This is a genomic window from Saccharococcus sp. Marseille-Q5394, from assembly GCF_946901335.1.
Lineage (GTDB): Bacteria > Bacillota > Bacilli > Bacillales_A > Planococcaceae > Sporosarcina > Sporosarcina luteola_C.
Map to the genome: position 1 here is coordinate 640,039 of NZ_CAMPPQ010000002.1, position 19,894 is coordinate 659,932.

General features: G+C 44.1%; 21 protein-coding genes. 16 read left to right on the top strand and 5 right to left on the bottom strand.

The annotated features are described in order from the left end of the window. The first annotated feature begins 32 nt into the window (after window positions 1-32). The 3 genes from ahpC (at window position 33) to OC538_RS13810 (ending at window position 3,121) form a co-directional block, all read left to right on the top strand. Window positions 33-602, top strand: a complete 570-nt coding sequence (gene ahpC, locus OC538_RS13800; RefSeq protein ID WP_251695994.1) for an alkyl hydroperoxide reductase subunit C — start codon at window positions 33-35, stop codon at window positions 600-602. A 182-nt stretch (window positions 603-784) separates the two neighbouring features. Next, entirely contained in the window at window positions 785-2,314 is a 1,530-nt protein-coding gene (gene ahpF, locus OC538_RS13805; RefSeq protein WP_262176369.1) for an alkyl hydroperoxide reductase subunit F, read from the top strand. A gap of 210 nt (window positions 2,315-2,524) precedes the next feature. Next, window positions 2,525-3,121, top strand: a complete 597-nt coding sequence (locus OC538_RS13810) for a superoxide dismutase family protein (protein ID WP_262176371.1) — start codon at window positions 2,525-2,527, stop codon at window positions 3,119-3,121. Window positions 3,122-3,341: 220 nt separating this feature from the next. Here the strand turns inward: OC538_RS13810 and OC538_RS13815 are convergent, their stop codons facing one another. Continuing rightward, window positions 3,342-3,917 (bottom strand): hypothetical protein, encoded by a 576-nt coding sequence (locus OC538_RS13815; protein WP_262176373.1) that lies wholly within the window; start codon window positions 3,915-3,917, stop codon window positions 3,342-3,344. Between the two features lie 190 nt (window positions 3,918-4,107). Here OC538_RS13815 and OC538_RS13820 point away from each other — a divergent pair, with 190 nt between their 5' ends. Genes OC538_RS13820 through OC538_RS13830 form a run of 3 tightly spaced genes read left to right on the top strand, consistent with a single transcriptional unit; the run spans window position 4,108 to window position 5,943 of the window. Continuing rightward, complete coding sequence (locus tag OC538_RS13820; protein WP_262176375.1) at window positions 4,108-4,665, top strand: GNAT family N-acetyltransferase; 558 nt, start codon at window positions 4,108-4,110, stop codon at window positions 4,663-4,665. Next, the gene (locus OC538_RS13825) at window positions 4,662-5,153 is read left to right on the top strand and encodes a DinB family protein (RefSeq protein WP_251696004.1); all 492 of its coding nucleotides are present in this window, start codon (window positions 4,662-4,664) and stop codon (window positions 5,151-5,153) included. The genes OC538_RS13820 and OC538_RS13825 overlap by 4 nt, the downstream gene beginning before the upstream one ends. A gap of 49 nt (window positions 5,154-5,202) precedes the next feature. After that, window positions 5,203-5,943 (top strand): phosphotransferase family protein, encoded by a 741-nt coding sequence (locus OC538_RS13830; RefSeq protein ID WP_262176379.1) that lies wholly within the window; start codon window positions 5,203-5,205, stop codon window positions 5,941-5,943. A gap of 122 nt (window positions 5,944-6,065) precedes the next feature. Here OC538_RS13830 and OC538_RS13835 read toward each other — a convergent pair whose 3' ends face one another. Continuing rightward, window positions 6,066-6,542 (bottom strand): pyridoxamine 5'-phosphate oxidase family protein, encoded by a 477-nt coding sequence (locus OC538_RS13835; RefSeq protein WP_262176381.1) that lies wholly within the window; start codon window positions 6,540-6,542, stop codon window positions 6,066-6,068. A gap of 144 nt (window positions 6,543-6,686) precedes the next feature. Between OC538_RS13835 and OC538_RS13840 the strand changes: the two genes are divergently transcribed. The 8 genes from OC538_RS13840 to OC538_RS13875 all read left to right on the top strand — a co-directional run bounded on the left by OC538_RS13840 (window position 6,687) and on the right by OC538_RS13875 (window position 13,201). Further along, the gene (locus tag OC538_RS13840) at window positions 6,687-7,355 is read left to right on the top strand and encodes a phospholipid phosphatase (protein ID WP_262176384.1); all 669 of its coding nucleotides are present in this window, start codon (window positions 6,687-6,689) and stop codon (window positions 7,353-7,355) included. A 253-nt stretch (window positions 7,356-7,608) separates the two neighbouring features. Further along, window positions 7,609-8,526, top strand: coding sequence for an ATP-binding cassette domain-containing protein (locus tag OC538_RS13845; protein WP_262176387.1), 918 nt, complete (start codon window positions 7,609-7,611; stop codon window positions 8,524-8,526). Further along, the gene (locus OC538_RS13850; RefSeq protein ID WP_262176390.1) at window positions 8,519-9,298 is read left to right on the top strand and encodes an ABC transporter permease; all 780 of its coding nucleotides are present in this window, start codon (window positions 8,519-8,521) and stop codon (window positions 9,296-9,298) included. Before OC538_RS13845 ends, OC538_RS13850 begins: the two co-directional genes overlap by 8 nt. A 10-nt stretch (window positions 9,299-9,308) precedes the next feature. Beyond that, window positions 9,309-9,980, top strand: a complete 672-nt coding sequence (locus tag OC538_RS13855; RefSeq protein WP_262176393.1) for a response regulator transcription factor — start codon at window positions 9,309-9,311, stop codon at window positions 9,978-9,980. Between the two features lie 21 nt (window positions 9,981-10,001). Beyond that, the gene (locus OC538_RS13860) at window positions 10,002-10,913 is read left to right on the top strand and encodes a sensor histidine kinase (protein ID WP_262176395.1); all 912 of its coding nucleotides are present in this window, start codon (window positions 10,002-10,004) and stop codon (window positions 10,911-10,913) included. Between the two features lie 51 nt (window positions 10,914-10,964). Next, window positions 10,965-11,378, top strand: coding sequence for a hypothetical protein (locus tag OC538_RS13865; RefSeq protein WP_262176398.1), 414 nt, complete (start codon window positions 10,965-10,967; stop codon window positions 11,376-11,378). A 266-nt stretch (window positions 11,379-11,644) separates the two neighbouring features. Then, window positions 11,645-12,256 carry an FMN-binding negative transcriptional regulator gene (locus OC538_RS13870; RefSeq protein ID WP_262176401.1) on the top strand — a complete coding sequence of 204 codons (612 nt, stop codon included), beginning with the start codon at window positions 11,645-11,647 and terminating at the stop codon, window positions 12,254-12,256. Between the two features lie 51 nt (window positions 12,257-12,307). Continuing rightward, window positions 12,308-13,201 (top strand): AraC family transcriptional regulator, encoded by an 894-nt coding sequence (locus OC538_RS13875; RefSeq protein WP_262176403.1) that lies wholly within the window; start codon window positions 12,308-12,310, stop codon window positions 13,199-13,201. 5 nt (window positions 13,202-13,206) lie between these two features. On the opposite strand, the gene OC538_RS13880 is transcribed toward OC538_RS13875, so the two are convergent. Next, entirely contained in the window at window positions 13,207-14,439 is a 1,233-nt protein-coding gene (locus tag OC538_RS13880) for an MFS transporter (protein WP_262176405.1), read from the bottom strand. A 191-nt stretch (window positions 14,440-14,630) separates the two neighbouring features. On the opposite strand from OC538_RS13880, the gene OC538_RS13885 reads away from it, so the two are divergent. Next, entirely contained in the window at window positions 14,631-16,742 is a 2,112-nt protein-coding gene (locus tag OC538_RS13885; RefSeq protein ID WP_262176408.1) for an ATP-dependent Clp protease ATP-binding subunit, read from the top strand. Between the two features lie 182 nt (window positions 16,743-16,924). On the opposite strand, the gene OC538_RS13890 is transcribed toward OC538_RS13885, so the two are convergent. Both OC538_RS13890 and OC538_RS13895 read right to left on the bottom strand, forming a co-directional pair. Continuing rightward, window positions 16,925-17,380, bottom strand: a complete 456-nt coding sequence (locus OC538_RS13890) for a CoxG family protein (protein WP_262176411.1) — start codon at window positions 17,378-17,380, stop codon at window positions 16,925-16,927. An 18-nt stretch (window positions 17,381-17,398) separates the two neighbouring features. Then, on the bottom strand, window positions 17,399-19,075 hold the full coding sequence (locus tag OC538_RS13895; RefSeq protein WP_262176413.1) for an FAD-dependent oxidoreductase: 1,677 nt from the start codon (window positions 19,073-19,075) through the stop codon (window positions 17,399-17,401). Between the two features lie 197 nt (window positions 19,076-19,272). Here OC538_RS13895 and OC538_RS13900 point away from each other — a divergent pair, with 197 nt between their 5' ends. Further along, entirely contained in the window at window positions 19,273-19,866 is a 594-nt protein-coding gene (locus OC538_RS13900; protein ID WP_262176415.1) for a TetR/AcrR family transcriptional regulator, read from the top strand. Window positions 19,867-19,894: the final 28 nt, after the last annotated feature.

Genomic DNA, 19,894 nt, shown 5'->3' on the forward strand with positions numbered 1-19,894 from the left:
CTATGAAAAATCACATTAGGAGGAATTTTTTTATGTCACTTATCGGAAAAGAAATACTACCATTCAGAGCGCAAGCTTACCATAGCGGTACAGGTGAATTCATCGAGGTAACTGATGACAACCTAAAAGGGAAATGGAGCATCGTTTGCTTCTACCCAGCAGACTTCACATTCGTTTGCCCGACTGAGCTTGGAGATCTTCAAGACCAATATGCAACTCTAAAAGAGCTAGGTGCTGAAGTTTATTCCGTTTCAACTGACACGCACTTCACGCATAAAGCTTGGCACGACCACTCTGAGACAATCAGCAAGCTTGAATATATTATGATTGGTGACCCTTCACAAACGATTTCCCGTAACTTCGATGTATTGGACGAGGAGTCCGGCCTAGCAGATCGCGGTACGTTCATCATTGATCCAGACGGTGTTGTTCAAACTGTTGAAATCAATGCTGGCGGAATTGGTCGCGATGCGAGCACGCTTGTCGACAAAATCAAAGCTGCACAATACGTGCGCAACAATCCAGGCGAAGTTTGCCCTGCAAAATGGAAAGAGGGCGAAGAAACACTTAAGCCTAGCCTTGACCTTGTAGGTAAGATTTAAGTACCAATAGCAGGCTAACGGGGATGGCCCCTTCCTTTCTTGGATAGGGGCTCCCTTTATTTTTGAAAAGTTTTCGGCAGTTGTCTTAGATTTTGAAGTGAATCATCGCATTCTTGATTCAAAATTTAAGGCAATCATGCCGAGTTTTCTATGGTTAAAATACAAGTTAAGGAGTAGATTACATGATTTTAGATGCAGATATAAAACAACAATTAGCCCAATATCTAGAGTTGATGGAAGGCGATGTATTACTTAAAGTGAGCGTCGGGGAAGATAAAGTTTCTCGTGAAATGACGGAGCTTGTGGATGAACTGGCGACAATGTCATCTCGCATTAAAGTGGAGCACGCGGAGTTGGAAAGAACGCCGAGCTTCAGCGTCAATCGCATCGGTGAGGATACGGGCGTCACTTTCGCAGGCATTCCTCTAGGGCATGAATTCACTTCATTGGTCCTTGCTTTATTGCAAGTGAGCGGCAGGGCTCCAAAAGTGGATGAAAAAGTGATCGAGCAAGTGAAAAAAATCAAGGACGAGCTCCACTTTGAATCCTATATTAGCTTGAGCTGTCAAAACTGCCCTGAAGTTGTACAAGCACTTAACCTCATGAGCGTGTTGAATCCTAACATTACGCACACGATGATTGACGGCGCGGCGTTTAAAGAAGAAGTGGAAAGTAAAAACATTCTTGCTGTCCCGACAGTTTACCTGAATGGTGAACCGTTCACGAACGGCCGTAAGACGATCGAAGAAATCCTTGCTGAACTTGGAAGCGGCCCGGATGCATCTGAGTTTGCTGATAAAGATCCGTATGACGTACTTGTTGTCGGCGGCGGTCCGGCGGGTGCGAGTGCGGCAATCTATGCGGCTCGTAAAGGGATTCGCACAGGAATTGTTGCTGAGCGCTTCGGCGGTCAGATTTTGGATACGGCTGCAATTGAGAACTTTATTAGTGTGAGTCACACGGAAGGACCCAAACTAGCTGCTAGCCTTGAAGAGCACGTGAAAGACTATAACATCGACGTGATGAACTTGGTGCGCGCGAAGCGTTTGGAGAAGAATGATATGATCGAAATCGAATTGGAAAACGGTGCTGTACTGAAAAGTAAGTCCGTCATCCTTTCAACGGGTGCGCGCTGGCGTAATATTGGCGTTCCTGGCGAGGCGGAATTCAGGAATAAAGGCGTTGCGTATTGCCCTCACTGTGATGGTCCTTTATTTGAAGGAAAAGACGTTGCGGTCGTAGGCGGCGGGAACTCCGGTGTCGAGGCGGCGATTGACCTTGCAGGGATCGTCAACCATGTGACTGTGCTTGAATTCAATGATGAGTTGAAAGCTGATTCCGTCTTGCAAAAGCGTCTGCACAGCTTGTCGAATGTCACTGTCGTTACAAATGCTCAAACGAAAGAGATCACCGGTACGGATAAAGTGAACGGAATCACTTACGTTGATCGTGAATCAGGCGAAGAAAAGCATGTTGAACTAGCCGGCGTATTCGTCCAGATTGGTCTTGTCCCGAATACGGACTGGTTGGGTGACGTGGTTGAGCGCAATAGATTCGGCGAAATTCTCGTCGACAATCGCGGCGCAACGAACGTTCCTGGCGTATTTGCTGCGGGAGACTGCACGGATAGCCCGTTCAAGCAAATCATCATTTCCATGGGTTCAGGCGCGACTGCTTCATTAGGCGCGTTTGACTATCTCGTGAGGAATTAATTGAGGAACATCAATAGATTGAAGAGGAACAGGTCATTAGTATGGACCTGTTCCTTTTTTATGTTTTTAATGGGAATTCCTACTTAGATTGTTGTTAATACATCCCATTTAAGGTGGTCGGTAAGGGCTCTTTTTCCTGATTTTCGTTTACTACACGGAAAATAGTGAATTGTATAGATGTCAATACTTTACTGGAGGGAGCGTGTGGACATGAAAAAAGGGTTATGGATCATGATGATTCTCGCCTGTGCTTTTGTTTTCGCAGCATGCGCCGATGAGAAGGATGACTCGGCTGCTACGGTCAATAAGGAAAATACTACCGACTCGGCTGAAGTGGATTTAGTCGAAGACGATAAATTGCCGTCCCTTACTGTCAATCTGATGGATGGCAACGGAAAGCCGGTGGGAACGGCCGAATTGACCGAGGAAGAAGACGCATTACGGATCATGGTGGAAGCAGAGAATTTGTCTGAAGGTACTCACGGTTTTCATTTCCATGAAAAAGGGATTTGTGAAGCGCCTGACTTTGAATCGGCAGGCGGACATTTCAATCCGACGGGAGCAAGCCATGGACTCGACCATGAGGAAGGGCCTCATGCCGGCGATTTACCGAACCTCGAAGTCGGTCCGGATGGAACAGTGAAGGAGGAATTCTTCGTTGAAAACCTCACACTACTGGCCGGAGAGGAAAACTCACTATACCATGAAGGCGGCACAGCCCTCATCATCCATGCAGAAGCTGACGATGGAAAAACCCAGCCATCCGGCGATTCCGGTGACCGCATCGCATGTGGCGTAGTGGAATAATGGTTTCATAATCTTTTAGGGTGTAGTTTTCAGAATCTTTCCGGTGCCTGTGCAGCACGCTATTCAGATAATACACTACAATTGGATAAAATAAAACCAAGAAGCCAACGTTATCAAGATTTCGTTGGCTTCTTTCTGTATTTATATGAAAAATGTGGAATTGTCATAAATGTGTGATGCACAGGCACCGTAAAAAATGCACCGGATAAAAGTGCACCGCTTAAAGAGGGGGCAGCGCATTGAGAATTGGTTTGATTTTGCGGAGGGTGAAGAGACTGAGTTCCGTCCAGATCCAACTGTAGAGCAGGGAGAAGGTGAAAATTAGGAGCAAGGTGAGCGGGTTGATTGCTGATGAGACGGTTGGGCCAAGTACAGGGAAGCCTAGTGCGTACAGGGGGACGCTGATGCCGATCGTTAATAGAAGACCATTCGTCAGGACTACTTTCGGAAGCTTATTCAGTTTGCGGAGCGTCCATCCTAACCCGAGGCCTAGTAATCCTGTTGTAAAGGGGAAGATGATTAACTCGCTAGGTTGTAGTAAGAACAGCAGGAGAATTGTGACTGTGTAGGCGAAGATGCCAGAGCGTAAGGACAGTAGGGTGGCGATCATAATAGAAGCAGTGGCAAAGGGGCTGATAGCAAATCCAATTGGGGGCAGCAATCCACCGGCTGATTGCAGAATGGCCGTGAGTGCAGCCATCAATGCCATGAACAATAGCTTTTTTGTAGGATGCCATCTATTGAAAACTCGGTGGATGTACTGTGGATGCGATGGAAGTGTTGTCGTGAAATTCATGGTCTCTCTCCTTTAGTAAGCAAGCCTTTCTCTATGTTATTGACAACGGCTGTTTTCCGTGCGGGTTATGGGTGCCGGAAAGTTGGATTCAGATAATACACGTGCACAGGCACCGGATGACGCAAAGAATCTCTTAATGACAATTGGAAGAGTTGTGCTATTCTAAATAAAAGCAAAAGGAGTTGCCGACATGATATTTCCTGAACTAGTAACAGAACGGCTACATCTGGTAGAAGTGAATAAGGAGCATGCCCAAGGGATATTCAATAACTTCTCAAATCCTGCAGTCCTCCAATATTACGGAATGGATCCGATGACTAAATTGACGCAGGCGGAAAAGCTGGTAGAGCATATTAGGAATTCCTTTTTATCGAGTCACAGTATTAGGTGGGCCATGATTCGGAAGGAAGACAACCGTTTCGCTGGTACGATCGGCTTAAATAACCTCTCGAAAGGAATGAAACGGGCGGAAATCGGCTTTGAGATCCACCCTGATTTTTGGCGAACCGGAATGACATCGGAGGCATTAAGGGCGGTATTGGACTATTCATTCACAGAGTTGGGTCTGCACCGAATGGGAGCTGTCACGTTCTTGGATAATGTTGCTTCCATTGGGCTGTTAGAAAAGCATGGTTTTATACAAGAGGGAATCCTGCGCAGCTATCTCTTCCAAAACGGACAATCGCATGATGCACGGGTGTTCTCGGTGTTGAAAAACGAATCAACTAATCTGGAGCATGCCTTATGAAGACATTATTTGCGTATAACTGGCAAGTTAGAGAGGATTGGTATCGCTGGTGTGAAGAGGTGGAGGAGGCAGAGCTTCTCCGCACCCGAACTGGCGGAGTTGGCTGCATTCTAGAGACGCTGTTCCACATAATCGACGTAGAATGGAGTTGGATCCGGGTGTTGGAAGGAAAGCCCGCTCCCCTAGAGAGCTTTGAAGACTTTAAGACTCTAGCGAAGATCCGAGAGCTGGATATGCGATTCAAGCCGGAAGTGGAGGAGTTTGTGCGGAATTGGGAGGAGAGCATGGAGCATAATCTGCTTCAGAGTAAGTTGCCCGATGGCAGGATTGTGACAGATGCTTGGGGCGAGGTAATGCGGCATATCATTGCACATGAAATTCATCATATCGGGCAGCTGTCGGTGTGGGCGAGGGAGATCGGGAAGAAGCCGGTTTCCGCTAGCGCAATCGGTCGAGAGCTTATACCGCATAAAACAGACGTTAGATGATTTCATAAAGTGATCACGGGAAATCATTAACGTATATAGGAGATATTAAATGATAGTAGGGAATCTAATTGGAGAAGGGAATACCGCTGTAATTAATCTTTACGATAATAAAATCGTCAAAGTATTTAAAGATCACTTGCCGGATACCGAATCTGCTTACGAGGCGAATAAACAACGGTTTGCATATGCATGCGGACTTCCTGTTCCTAAAATTTTAGATGTCACGAAGATTGATGGGAAACAAGCGATCATCATGGAGTATATCGAAGGGAAGACAATCGGGGAGTTGTTTTTTGAGGACATGGAGCGAGCGGAGTATTACATTGGGCTTTCCATTGACATCCAGCAGAAAATTCACGAGATGCGCGCGGAATCACTTGAGCCGATGTCCGAAAAACTACTACGGCAACTCGAGGATTCTTCTTTGGATGCATTTCAAAAAGAAATATTGATGAAAAAGTTAAATTCAATGACATATGAAAACAGGCTTTGCCATGGAGATTTTCATTTATTAAATTTAATAATGTCAGGCGGTAAAGTGACAATTATCGATTGGGTGGATGCGAGTGCGGGAGATATTCGCGCTGATGTTTGCCGGACGTATCTACTGTATTCAGAACGATCAATTGATGTGGCGGAACTCTATTTACGGTTGTATTGTGAAAAAAGTGGATTGGCGAAAGAAGAAATATTGCAATGGTCACCGATTATCGCGGGAGCAAGATTAACTGAAAATGTGACTATGGAAAGCAGGGAGCATCTATTGGCTATTGTGAATCAGTATGTGTAAATGTTTTTGCGTCGTACATTGATTGCAATCAGAAAATAAATCGGATTGTATTTTCGACATATATGCACCACATCAACATAGCAAAATGGATTGTCCCTTGAACGAGACAATCCATTTAGTTGTCATTTCTTCAATTCAATCGTTTCATTCACATCTGTTGATTTAGAACTTTGCCCTGTCATGCGTTTATAGAAAAAGGCGATTTTCTTCGTCAAATTGCCAGTTTCCCAGTATTCGGCAGCTTCCGCTTTCACCTTTATCAAGACAAGGTTAGGATCATCATAAGAAGTTTGCATTATTTTCTCATAAGCTTTGCTCCATAATTCCTTTTTCTTGTTTATATCCTCAACGACTTCTGCTCTTCCACGTACGGAAACATAGGACTTACCTGCATAAGCCACATTCACATCTTGGTCATGTGAAATTTCTTCATATTTATTGGTTTCCTTCTTCGTGAAAAACCACAAGTCACCATCAAACTCAACTTCTTGTGTTTTCATAGGGCGAGAAACAAGCCCTTCTTCAGATAGCGTAGTGAGCATTGCTGTATCAATGTCTTTGATTAACTCTCTTAATGTTTCTATTTCTTCTTGTTTCATTACACATCACCTCGGTCATATTGTAGAAGTATTTTTCCCTCTACGCGAACTATTTAAACAGGAATCGAGTTTGGGGTGTCATGGAATGAGGTTAACAACTGACTGATATGGGAAAAACAAATTAAACCAACAAAGGAGCCAGCTATGGATCAGATACTTTATATGCTATTTACCTTCGCTTATATCGCGTTACTCATTTGGGGATTTAAAGGTATCAATGCACAAGAGGTTAGCAAGTGGACGAGTGTTGTCTACCTTGTCGTCATAGCGCTTATCTATGACAACGGGATTTTAGCGATTGGTCACTGGATAGGAGAAGGAGCTCTCTTAGAAAAATTAAATACAGTTAGGTTTTGGGCGCATGCCATTGTTACACCATTACTTGTGCTCTACTCTATAGGAACGTTGCGCGAAAGCGGCGTTTCATGGGCAAGAAAAACGTGGGTAACGATTCTTTCCATCCTCTACACTATTGCCGCCATCATACTCGAAATCATATTTGTCACTGCAGACCTACGATTACAAGTTGAAAATGAATATGGGGTTGTCAGCTATGGATCAGTAGATCCGCCAAGTGGTCCTCCCATTATGATTCTTTTCGTCACTATAGCTATGCTCATTGCCGGTGGAGTGTTATGGAAGAAGACAGGATGGGCCGTGTTTTTCATAGGTGTAGTCATCATGACAATCGGCAGTGCCGTCCCGCTTGACGTTGGAAGCAATGTGATTACCAACTTATTTGAACTGATTTTGCTGACATCGTTAGTCTGGACAAAGCGGAAGCTTATACCGGGAGAGTTGCACGTGAAATGATAATTGTGTGGGTGGCTGTGCGGCACACTATTCAGATAATGCACTGCAATTGTATAAAATAAATGAAGAAGTCAACCATATCAACATTTGGTTGGCTTCTTCTTGCATTTATATTACTTAAGGTGAATTGTCATAAATGTGTGGTGCACAGGCACCGTGAAAGGTTCTTTACACTTTCTTTATACTTTTCCGGTCGAATTATTTATACTTGCCGTTTATTCTTAGATTATCAGTATTGAAAGGATGATCGTGTATGTCTGAAACTATTTTAAAAGCGACGAATGTATCTAAGATATATGGGAAACAAAAAGTGCTCGATAAAGTTTCGATTGAAATAAAACGAGGGATGATTTACGGGTTAATTGGGGAGAACGGTGCGGGGAAGTCGACATTCATGCGTACGATTATGGGATTGATTACAATCGACGAAGGGAATATCGAACTACTTGGTGAAACGAGTGCGAAAGGATTGCAGCAAGCACGAAGAAAAATGGGGCAGTCCATTGAAACACCAGCTCTTTATCCAGAATTGACGGCGCGTCAGAATTTAAAAGTCCAAGCGGCAAATGGTGGGGTCAGTGAACGGAATATTGACGAGTTGCTTCATTTAATGAACCTCAGTCATACCGGCAAGAAGAAAGCAAAGAACTTCTCGTTAGGTATGCGCCAACGTTTGGCAATCGCTTCGACACTGATGACAAATCCTGAGTTCCTTATTTTAGACGAGCCGACGAACGGTCTCGATCCGTCAGGGATTGTCGAAATGCGCGAAATCATTCAACGGCTCGTGACGGAGCGCGGAATGACCGTCTTACTTTCGAGTCACTTATTGGATGAACTTTCACAGATTGCGACCCATTACGGTATTTTGCATGACGGGAAAATTATTAGTGAACTATCGAAGGAAGAGCTGGCGCGTGAAGCTCGCCAATTCATTGAATTAAAAACGAATGACGCGCAAAAAGCAGTCGTCATCCTCGATCAGCTTGGAATCAAAGACTACGAAGTGATCAATGGAACGGAAATCAATATTTATGAAAAGCTGGACGATGTAGCTGCCATCAACCGCGCATTGGTCGTAGGGGATGTGGACGTTTCACGCATCGGCACGTCACGACAAAAACTTGAAGATTATTTCTTACAAGTAACAGGAGGGATTCCTCATGCTTAATCTGTTAGCAGCTGAAAGAATAAAGCTCTTTCGTAGAAAAAAATTATATATTGTCCTCGGTATTCTGTTCTTCCTGCCGATTATGCAAGCCGTCAGTTTTCATTTCGAGGTGCTAAATGGGAAAGAGCCTGTCCAAATCATTGAGACAGTTATCAATGGAGCGACAGCAATTTTAATGATTAAAAAGAACGGCCTCACAATTTTGCTTGTATTAAGCGCTTTTATTAGTTTTTTAATTGGTGAAGAGTTCCATAATGGAACAATCCGCAATGCGTTGTCGTTAGGTCGGAGCCGCACGCATTATTATTTAACTAAACTTGCTGTCGCTGCATCCGTTTCCATCGTCAGTGTCATTGGGCTGACGCTAATTGGTATGATCAGCTATTCAATCGCTTTCGGCTTCGGTGGCATCGCGGAGATTACAAATTATACGAGTTATTCTTTAAAAACATTCGGTACGCTCACCTTATTACTATTGTCTAGTGTATCGATCTACGTGATGATTAGCTTTCTAACGAAAAACAGCAGTTTTTCATTGATCTGGAGTTTTCTTTATACGATTGCAACAGGATTTCTTCCGTCACTGTTCCAACAAACCGAACATTTTCAGCATATGACAAACTGGTTCTCGCAAACGTTTCTATTTTACTGGGATTTTGCCCAACCAGAGACTGTGACCCAATACCCTGAGATGATTTTAGTCAGCGTCGTTACGATTGTGCTATCATCAGCAGTAGGAATTCTTTTATTTACACGAACGGATATAAAGTAGGTCGATAGCGATGGCAACGATATTAATTATAGAAGATGATAATGCCATTCATTCGCTGATCAAGGAAGCATTGACGTTGAACGGATTTGACACATTGAGTGCGTATTCAGGGACTGAAGGGAAACTGTTGTTTGAACAAAGCGAAGTGGATGTTGTCCTCTTGGATCTGATGCTCCCAGGGATGAACGGGGAAGAGTTTCTTCAGGAAATCAGGCAGAATTCAACCGTTCCGGTCATGGTTATTTCAGCAAAAAATGACCAACAATCGAAACTGGAACTTTTGTCGAATGGGGCGGATGATTATATTACAAAACCGTTCGATGTACAGGAGCTGCTTGTCCGGATTAACATCCAATTGCGCCATGCAGCGAAGGCTTCCTTCAGTGGAATGAAAGAGATCCATTATAATGAAATCAATGTGAATGTAGATACACGCGAAGTGAAGGTCAATGGCGAAACGCTCCATTTAACAGGGCGTGAATATGCAATCCTCCTTCTATTCCTCGAGAATCCGAAGAAGGTATTCAGTCGTGCTAATATTTATGAAAGCGTCTGGAATGAACCATACTTTGATGGCGATAAAACGATTAATATGCACATCAGCAATTTGAGAAATAAGCTTAATGGTAATGAGACAAACTATATTAAAACAATATGGGGCATAGGCTTCAAATTTGATTAACGAAGAGGGGCGTGAGTTGTTATGTGGGCATTGGTTTTTGCTTTCTTGACAGTCGCGCTTCTTTTTTATATGTACTTCGTCAAGCGGGAACTGCGGAAATTGAGGCAGCAGGTGAAAGAGATTCCGAAGCACGCTAGTTTTGGCAGTCGGCTTTCATTCGATTTCCGCGAGAAGGAATTGATGCAATTGGTCGATGAACTGAATCATATGATCGATGCATTTGAAGGGAAAAACCGTCAAGCGAAGCAAATGGAAGAGAATGTGAAGTTATCCATCGCCGGGCTATCCCATGATTTGCGGACGCCACTGACGTCTATCAACGGCTATGTGCAGCTGTTAAATGAGACGCGGGATGAAACAAAGAGGGTGCATTATGTGAAAATCATCGAGCAATCCGTCAAACGATTAATCGACATGACAGACCACTTCTATGACTTGGCACGAATTGAGACGAACCAAAAGGAAATGGCATTAGCCTCCATTTCGCTCTCGGTCGTTGTCGAGGAAATCTTCCTTTCATTTTATGAACAATTTGAAGAACAGCAGATAGAACTCGAGTTTCCGGAACAACTGCAAGACACGCACATCATTGCTGATAAGTTCATGCTCATCCGCGTCCTCCAAAACATCGCTCAAAACATCCTTCGATATGCGAAGAGCAAAGCGGTGATCAGCTATCGGAATGAAGGTGACGATCTTGTTTTCATCATAAAAAATGACGTGAAGGCTGAGAGTAAAGTGGCCGTGGAAAAAGTATTCACGCGTTTCTATACGGAAGTGTCGAGTCGGACGAACACCGAAGCAAGCGGGTTAGGCCTTTATCTATCCAAGAAACTCGTTGAAAAAATGAACGGAACCATGGATGCCGAGCTAACGGGTAATTGGTTTATACTCACCATCCGGTTCCTTGGCGTTGGCGTAGAAATGAAGTAATGCTGGATTTCACTTCATTTTACGTGCTCGCTTTTCGTAGGATAGAAGAGAATGAGGAAAAAGGAGCTGGGCGATTTGGCGAAGATGGCATTGCATTGTAGCAGGATCTTTTTGGGTGTCATGTTTTTAGTCGCGGGCATCAATGGCTATTTCGTGATCTTCGGGTGGGAGCCGTTTATCGCAACAAGCCCAGAAGCAATGGCATTATTTCAATTCAAATATCTGTTGATTACAGAAAAATCATTAGAAATCATATGTGGAATTCTACTTTTATCAAACCGATTCGTCCCATTGGCTATTGCAATATTAGCTCCGATTGTCACCAATATTCTTTTACTCCATCTATTTCTCGATCATTCATTACTTCCACTAGCCGTCCTGCTTGTCCTTGCTATTGGTTATCTCTTGTTCTCCTATAGAAAAAACTTCACGGGGATAGTAGAGAGAAAGGCAAATCCATCATAGATACTTTCTGAATAGTTCCAGTGCCTGTGCAACAAACTAATCAGACTATACACTACAATTGCATAAAAAAAATGAAGAAATCAACCGATTCAATAGTGGGTTGATTTCTTTTTGCATTAATATAATTATTGGTGAATAGTCATAATTGGTTAACGCACAGGCACCAATCAATTAGGCACCAACCAACTGATGTCGACCAACCAATTATGCCTTGTGTAAATGACGGAAATTTGGAATAATTAACAAGAGAAATGAGGGATTTTTCTATGTATATTCCAAAAAACTTTAAGGTTACTGATGTCGAGGAAATCAAGGGGTTCATCCAGGGAAATTCCTTTGGAACGCTTGTGACGACGAAAAAGGGGAGACCGATTGCGACGCATTTGCCTTTCGGGTTTCGTGAAAAAGACGATGATTGGTATATTACAGGGCATATGGCTTATGGCAATCCGCAGTGGAGGACGCTTGAAACGTGCGAGGAAGCCCTTGTCATGTTTCAGGGGCCACATGCGTATGTTTCTTCTTCGTGGTACTCGAGTGAAAATGTTCCGACGTGGAATTACCAATCAGTCCATCTTTACGGGAAGGCGAGCATTCTACCAAGAGAAGAATTAGTAGAAGACTTGAAGAGGATGCTTGTAAAATATGAGGGACATCGCGAAAAACCAGTGTTATGGGAAACACTTTCCCCGAAGCTTCTTGAAAGTGAACTGAAAGGCATTGTTGGATTCAAGATAAAGGTGGAGGAGGCCCAGGCTGCCTATAAATTAAGCCAGAACCGAAATGAAATGGATTATGCAAACATCATTGAGCAACTACAAAACGAAGAAAACCCACAATCACGACAAGTGGCGGAACGAATGAAAAAGAAGTCATGACTAAAAGACAGATCATAAAGGCGGGCGTTTTCAATTCAACAGATCCATTTATTGCAAAAGGTCATCGACTATATAGAAGAACATATAAAGGAAGAAATTCAACCTGAGGAACTGGCGAAAGCGACCGGATATTCTCCCTTCCATTTCTATCGGATGTTTCATCAGCATATCGGCTATACCGTTATGGATTATGTCGTGAAAAGGAAGTTGCAGTACGCGTTATATGAGTTGGTGAACGGGAAAAAAGTGATTGAAATCGCTTTGGACTATGGATTTGAAACCCATTCCGGTTTTACGAAAGCGTTTAAACGGTTTTTTGGAAGTCCACCAAGTCTATACCGGCTGCATTGCCCGACTTCATTGCCACCTAAATTGGATTTGCTGAACTTGCGTCAAAAGGAAGTTGGCGGCATCGTCATGCAACCGAAAATCGTGCAGAGGGAAGGCTTTACGATTGCCGGGAAAACCTATGAAAGTACGATGGATAACGTGTTTTACACGAGGGATGCCCCTGCATTCTGGGATCAGCGCATCGCGCCGGAAGAGGCGATTGAAACGATGTTGTATGACAAGCTATCCCCGAAAAAACATGGGGAGTACTGCGTAAATCTGAATGATCGAGAAATGAATCGGACGTTCACTTATTTATTTGCAGTCGATTGCGATGAGGAAGATGCGCAGCTTCCAGAAGGGCTGACGAAGCTGCGCATCAAACCTTCGACGTATGCAGTGTTTACCATTCCCCCAGTAAATGTAGAGCGGTTTGTGCCAGCGATAAAAGGGACGTGGAAATTCATATTGGAGGATTGGCTGCCGCAGTCGTCATACGAAGTCGATGAGCAAGGCTATGATTTCGAGTATTACGATGAACGTTGCCATGACTGGATTTATGATAAAATCACAATGGAAATTTATGTGCCAATCAAAGAAAAAGACAAAGTGTGAAAGACTCACGCTTTGTCTCTTTTTATGACGGCTGTGTATAAAAGCAATACGGGCATGAAGAAGCAAGCACTTACAAGGATGGCCGTTTTCACCGCGAATCGTGTCGCGATCACACCAATAATCGGTCCGCCGCCAATTTGACCGATGGCATCGACTTGGCCCTTGACTGAAAAGAAGGTTGCCCGTGTCGAGGAGTCAGGAATGATTTTATTCAACCAAATGTCCTCCAATGGGTACATGACTTGTCTTGTCACTTGGATTACGACATAACAGACGAGCAGGCTGACGACAAGACCCGAGAATGCGAATCCGATGAGTGAAACGACAATAAGGGAAGCGCCTATGAATAGTGCAATGTAAATATGCCTCAAATTCGAATGGATTGAACTTCGGTTAATAAAGTGAAGCACCGTAAAGGAAAGTAGGACGACAATGAATTGAAGTCCGCCCATGAACAGGACAAGTTTTTCATTCGAAAGTGAAGCCAAAGCGGATACGTCAATGAAGTGCGTCATCCATAAACGGTCGAATCCTTCGCTGTACAAGCCGATGAACAACGCGATCAGAAGCAGCATTCTCATAACGAAACTCGCTTTGGAATAAACAACGATTTTCTTCATATTTCCTTTCATGCTATCCAACGTAGAAACCCTTTTCCCCGTCTGCAATGGTTTGAAATTTTTCTCTTCCATGAAAAATAGTAAGTAGATCGCGAGTCCAAGCATGCAGATGCCCCCGATGATAATCGGTAGGTTAATCATGAAATAACCGGTTAGGATGCTAAGCGGAATTGCGATGATTTGGCCAAGCTTCCCGAATTTTGCTCCTCTAATGAATGCGAGCGATGCCCGTTCTTCCCCGATTTCATCCGCAATCCACGCCTGCTGCGCACCGCTCGTAAACGTATACCCGATGCCCCATGCAATTTGCGAGAAGATGACAGCGGCGAATAAAGGGAATATCCCTTCCATCATGAATCCGAATCCGATTAAGAAATAACCGATGATGAGTGAAAGCTTTCGGCTTTTCAGGTCGGCTAATACGCCTGTCGGAATTTCAAATAGGAAAACGGTCAGCTCCAAGACGGTTCCGACCAGAACGAGCTGGAGCGGATCGAGCTTCACGACTTGCACGTGGTATAACAAATTCACCGTGAAGATGAATGTGAAAAACAGCTGTGATAAAAAGCAAGTGAACAAGTAAACTACATATGGATCTTTTCTGTTATAAGTACTCATGATTATCCCCCTCCACCTGATTATAGGAAAAGGGAAGGCTGTCATCTTGTCCAAATTTGCGGTTTTGTGTTTTGTACATCAAACAAAAATGTTGAAAGTCAAAGAAGGTCAGTGTATAATAAAGATATAAGTCAAAGATAGTCAAGGTCAGATAACATAAACGAATGAGAACTAAAAGGAGGAAATGGCTTATGAAATGTCAAAATTGTGGTAAGAACGAAGCGACAATGAGCTTTCGCCTTCAAGTGAATCATCAACGAATGCAGATAAATTTATGTCATACATGTTTCCAAGAAGTTCAGGGGCAAATGAAGTTGCCATCCTTTGGTCAGGATGCAAATCAGTTTTTCCAAGCGAATGGGAACCCTCAAGCTCATACGCAAGTTAGGGAAGTCGATGGAAATCAAGGTAACGGTTTGTTGGACCAACTTGGCAAAAACATTTCGAATGATGCGAAGGAAGGTAAAATCGACCCGGTCATCGGCCGCGATCAAGAAGTGAAACGTGTTATTGAGACGTTAAATAGACGAAACAAAAATAATCCGGTGCTCATCGGGGAGCCTGGTGTCGGTAAAACAGCAATTGCAGAAGGGCTTGCAGTAAAAATTCATGAAGGCGATGTCCCTGCAAAACTGTTGAACAAACAAGTTTATGTGTTAGACGTCGCTTCACTTGTGACGAACACCGGAATCCGTGGTCAATTTGAAGAGCGGATGAAACAATTGATCGAGGAGATTGAAAATCGGAAAGATGTCATCGTGTTCATTGATGAAATCCATCTTCTCGTCGGGGCAGGTTCAGCGGAAGGCTCCAAAATGGATGCGGGGAATATCCTGAAACCAGCATTGGCGCGTGGCAGCATGCAGCTCATCGGGGCGACGACGCTGAAAGAATACCGTCAAATCGAGAAAGACGCTGCACTCGAACGCCGCTTCCAGCCAATCATCGTAAAAGAGCCTTCCATGGAAGACGCAATTACCATCTTGAACGGAATTAAAGACCGCTATGAAGCGTTTCATGAAGTGCGTTATTCGGATGAAGCGATCCGTGCATTTGTCACATTATCACAACGCTATATCCAAGACCGGTTCTTGCCGGACAAGGCAATCGATTTAATGGATGAAGTAGGGGCACGCTTGAATCTTAAACACTCTTCTGCAGATGCAGATTCAATCGAAAAACGGTTGGAAGAAGTCGTCCTGGAAAAAGGACAAGCTGCAGAAGCGGAAGACTATGAAAAGGCGGCAGCGTTGCGCGAAGAAGAAATTCAGTTGCGTCAAAGATTAGAAGAAGCCCAACAAGGCGGAAAATCATTAATCGAAGTGACTGTCGAAGAGATCGAGGAAATTGTAGAAGAAAAGACAGGCATTCCTGTGACGAAACTGCAAGCATCCGAACAAGCAAAGATGAACGACCTTGCAGAAAATCTACGTACGAAAGTAATTGGACAACAAGAAGCGGTTGATAAAATCGCGAAAGCAATCCGTCGAAGCCGTGCAGGATTAAAATCGAAGACTCGTCCAATCGGATCGTTCCTATTCGTCGGTCCTACGGGTGTCGGTAAAACGGAAATTACGAAAGTGTTGGCGGAAGAATTATTCGGTTCCCGTGACACGTTAATTCGCCTTGATATGAGTGAATACATGGAGAAACATGCCGTGTCCAAGATCATCGGCTCCCCTCCAGGTTATGTAGGGCATGAAGAAGCGGGCCAATTAACGGAACAAGTCCGTCGCAAACCTTATTCGATTTTGCTGCTTGACGAAATCGAAAAAGCGCACCCGGACGTTCAACATATGTTCCTTCAAATTATGGAAGACGGCCGACTGACGGATTCGCATGGCCGGACAGTGAGCTTCAAAGACACGGTCATCATTATGACAAGCAACGCCGGAACAGGGGACAAGAGAGTAAGTGTCGGATTTAATCAAACCGCACATGAATCCGTCTCCACGCTGGAGTCACTCGGAGACTACTTCAAACCTGAATTCCTGAACCGTTTCGATGCGATCGTGTCGTTCAACGAATTGACAGAAGACAATCTGCTCGAAATCGTCGACCTGATGCTAGTCGATTTAGAAGAAGCGATTGAAGAAAACGACATCGCGATTTCCATTACTCCTGAAGCAAAACACGAATTGGTGAAGCTCGGCTACGACAAACGTTTCGGAGCACGACCACTTCGTAGAGTCATCCAAGATAAAATCGAAGACCCATTAACAGACCTCATTTTGGAAGAAGACGAGATTGAAAAAGTCCATGTTGATGTTGTGGATGAAGAGATTGTCGTAAGCATAGTGTAATTGTGTGAGAATTGTGTGGGTGCCTGTGCATCACACTATTCAGTAAATACACTACAATTGCATAAAATAAATGAAGAAGCCAACCGTATCAACATTCGGTTGGCTTCTTGCTGTATTTTTATAGCTTTTGATGAATTGTCATAAATGTGTGGTGCACAGGCACCGGTTTTAAGGCACCGGTATTAGATTCTCTTCAACTCTATACTCGTAATTTCCTCTGCAATGGCTTTCGTTAAGTCTGCTGCTGTTTTAGGGACGAATGATTTCAAGATTGCGTTTACCATCGGTCCCATTACCCCTTTAGCGGTGATGTCCAAGTTCCCGACCATTTCCGTTTTTGAGTCCGAGATGGCGGCAGCTTTAAAATAACCGTTGCCCGCGAAGTTTTCATTCAATCCCGTCAAGTCGAATGTGACGAGTGAAGGCTCGCTCCATTCCGTGATGTCGATTTGCAGCTTCACGGTCTTTTGCATAATACCGATGTCGCCTTTAAACGTCCACGTGGATTGCTTGTCATTCAAAATCTCATGTTCAATATATCCTGGGACGAGGGGTGCCCACCTGTTCATGTCACTTACAAAATCCCATACCTTTTCAATCGGGATATCCAATTCTGTCGTATGTGTTCCGCTAGGCATTTTCTTATTCCTCCTTTATTATGCTAAAACAATCTCTTCGCTGCTTATAGTACGCGCAGGTGCGCTGCCAATATGCATCCCAGCCAAATAACCGAATGTCAAAGCCGGTCCGATTGTGCCGCCTGCGCCCGGATATGCGCCGCCTAATATGCCCATCGCCGCGTTGCCTGCAGCATAGAGTCCTGGAATTACTTCTCCACGTAAACTGATGACTTGTCCATGTGTATTGATACGCGGTCCGCCATTGGTGCCGAGCGATCCTGCGTGAACCTGCAATGCGTAAAATGGCCCTTTTTCAATGGGTCCAATCATCGCTTCACGACCTTTGAATCTTGTCGCGAAATTTTCAAAGTGCAACGTTCCGCGATTGAAATCGGGATCTTCATGGTGAACAGCATGTTTATTAAAACGCTCGACTGTTGCCTCAAGCTGATCCGGTTCGACTCCGATCTTATCAGCGAGCTCCCGAATGCTGTCAGCTTGCGCAACCCAATCCGGTGCGTTTTCACCAGGTGCCATCGTCACGATCAACGCGCGGTCTTTCAGCTTCTGATCAAAAACCATCCATACTCCAGACTCATTCGGCAAAGATTGTGAGTTTTGATCGTATGTGTAAAAAGATTTTGGGAGATCCATGTAAGTTGAGCCTTCATTCACAAAGCGTTTCCCGTGTTTATTGACAAGTATCGAATTCGCCATTGTACGTGCTTGCGAGTCGATTTGATTGTAAACTTTTCCTTCGTATTCAATGGTCGGGTCAACGAATGCCGGTGACCACCAAGCTTCACTCATGTTGGCTAGTGCTGCTCCTGCTTCCATCGCCATGATCAACCCGTCTCCTTCATTGTGGGAAGGTGATTGCGGGTGCGTAATCGCCCCTTTTAGGAATGAACGGACAAGCTCTTTGTTCCATTCAAATCCACCGGAGGCAATCATGACGCCTTTTCGTGCACCGATGAAAATGTCTGTCCCATCCTCTTTTTCTGCCCGGATTCCAATGACAGCTCCTTCATCATTCATCACGAGTTCCTTTCCAGGTGTGGAAGTGAGTGTTTGAATGCCGCGATCTAAAACCGCTTTAAAAAGACTGCCAGCCAAAGCCCGTCCCATTGTCGTAATGTTGTTCTCCATCCGAGTTGCAACAATAGTGAAATCAATATCTCCCGGATCGGCAGCCCCACCTTCCTCCAGAGTCAATGGAGGGAAGATCGGGTTTCTTCTGATTCTCTCTGACCATTCCCCTAAATCGTTCAAAGGAAACGGAAGGGGGTCGAGTGAACGGCCTTCCTTTTTGCCCCCAGGCAAGTTTGCATAATAGTCGCCATACCCTTTAGGGACCGCGAATCTCACGGGAGTATGCTCGTGAAGATAGTCAATCATCTTTGCACCATTTTCGATATATACATCAATCAATTCCGGATCGGGCTCTTTGCCATGCGTCAGTTTTGTAATATACATTTTCGCTTCTTCATGGGAATCTTCCAAACCAAGCTCCCTCATATAACGGTTATTCGGAATCCAAGGAATGCCGCCGGAAAAAGCTGTCGTACCACCAATCTGGTCTGATTTTTCAAAGATGACCACTTCTGCACCTTGATCATGGGCGAGGATAGCTGTTGTTAACGCAGCGCCCCCACTGCCTAAAACGACCACATCTGTTACCGCATCCCACTTCACGTCATTCTTCATAATCATTTTAATAACCCCCTTATCATTTAGAAGCGCTTTCATTGGAATGAAAAAATTTACTTTATTGACACGGTGTTGTCTTATATAATTATAAGTGAATTCAAAGTTGTGACAATAATCACTTTGCGACCAAGTGTTGAGTTGTTGTCACAATCACCGGGAGTGTCTATGACATAGATCGTTAATCGACAGGGGGAGATGAATTGTCTACAAAAACAGATCCAAGAGTAATCCGGACTAGGGCAATGTTCGAGGAAGCGTTATTGGGGCTTATGGAGGAAAAAGATTATAAAAAGATCTCGGTAAGGGAGATTGCCGAAAGGTCGACCTTAAATAGGGCGACATTCTACTTGCATTACTACGATAAAGATGAATTGCTGGAGCAAATGCTAGACGAGGCTTTGCAATATTTAAGGAACAGCGTGCAAGTGAAAGAGATTGAATTCAAATACGTCAGTGATAATCCGCACCCGATCTTCATTCGGTTGTTTACTAAAATGATTGAACAAAAACGCTTTTATACTGTCATGCTCGTCCAAGAAAAAGTACCCTACTTCACCGAGTCTGTCAGAGAAATCATTGAAACATTGGTAGAGAGAGGGACGCAGTATATGATTGAAGATAAAATCGAATTCAATGTGCCGGCGGATATGTCGATTGCCTATATTACATCAGCCTATTTGGGCGTCATCATTTGGTGGCTGAAAAACGACATGCCTTACACACCGGCATACATGGCGAAGCAGCTGACGAGACTTTCGACGGTTGGTCCGTGGGTGGAAAATCCGTATCTTTGAAGCAGTAATAAGCAAGATGAAGTTCACT

Coding starts and splice junctions, on each gene's coding strand:
- ahpC (WP_251695994.1), top strand. CDS start 33: ATGTCACTTATCGGAAAAGAAATACTACCATTCAGAGCGCAAGCTTAC.
- ahpF (WP_262176369.1), top strand. CDS start 785: ATGATTTTAGATGCAGATATAAAACAACAATTAGCCCAATATCTAGAG.
- OC538_RS13810 (WP_262176371.1), top strand. CDS start 2,525: ATGAAAAAAGGGTTATGGATCATGATGATTCTCGCCTGTGCTTTTGTT.
- OC538_RS13815 (WP_262176373.1), bottom strand. CDS start 3,917: ATGAATTTCACGACAACACTTCCATCGCATCCACAGTACATCCACCGA.
- OC538_RS13820 (WP_262176375.1), top strand. CDS start 4,108: ATGATATTTCCTGAACTAGTAACAGAACGGCTACATCTGGTAGAAGTG.
- OC538_RS13825 (WP_251696004.1), top strand. CDS start 4,662: ATGAAGACATTATTTGCGTATAACTGGCAAGTTAGAGAGGATTGGTAT.
- OC538_RS13830 (WP_262176379.1), top strand. CDS start 5,203: ATGATAGTAGGGAATCTAATTGGAGAAGGGAATACCGCTGTAATTAAT.
- OC538_RS13835 (WP_262176381.1), bottom strand. CDS start 6,542: ATGAAACAAGAAGAAATAGAAACATTAAGAGAGTTAATCAAAGACATT.
- OC538_RS13840 (WP_262176384.1), top strand. CDS start 6,687: ATGGATCAGATACTTTATATGCTATTTACCTTCGCTTATATCGCGTTA.
- OC538_RS13845 (WP_262176387.1), top strand. CDS start 7,609: ATGTCTGAAACTATTTTAAAAGCGACGAATGTATCTAAGATATATGGG.
- OC538_RS13850 (WP_262176390.1), top strand. CDS start 8,519: ATGCTTAATCTGTTAGCAGCTGAAAGAATAAAGCTCTTTCGTAGAAAA.
- OC538_RS13855 (WP_262176393.1), top strand. CDS start 9,309: ATGGCAACGATATTAATTATAGAAGATGATAATGCCATTCATTCGCTG.
- OC538_RS13860 (WP_262176395.1), top strand. CDS start 10,002: ATGTGGGCATTGGTTTTTGCTTTCTTGACAGTCGCGCTTCTTTTTTAT.
- OC538_RS13865 (WP_262176398.1), top strand. CDS start 10,965: ATGAGGAAAAAGGAGCTGGGCGATTTGGCGAAGATGGCATTGCATTGT.
- OC538_RS13870 (WP_262176401.1), top strand. CDS start 11,645: ATGTATATTCCAAAAAACTTTAAGGTTACTGATGTCGAGGAAATCAAG.
- OC538_RS13880 (WP_262176405.1), bottom strand. CDS start 14,439: ATGAGTACTTATAACAGAAAAGATCCATATGTAGTTTACTTGTTCACT.
- OC538_RS13885 (WP_262176408.1), top strand. CDS start 14,631: ATGAAATGTCAAAATTGTGGTAAGAACGAAGCGACAATGAGCTTTCGC.
- OC538_RS13890 (WP_262176411.1), bottom strand. CDS start 17,380: ATGCCTAGCGGAACACATACGACAGAATTGGATATCCCGATTGAAAAG.
- OC538_RS13895 (WP_262176413.1), bottom strand. CDS start 19,075: ATGATTATGAAGAATGACGTGAAGTGGGATGCGGTAACAGATGTGGTC.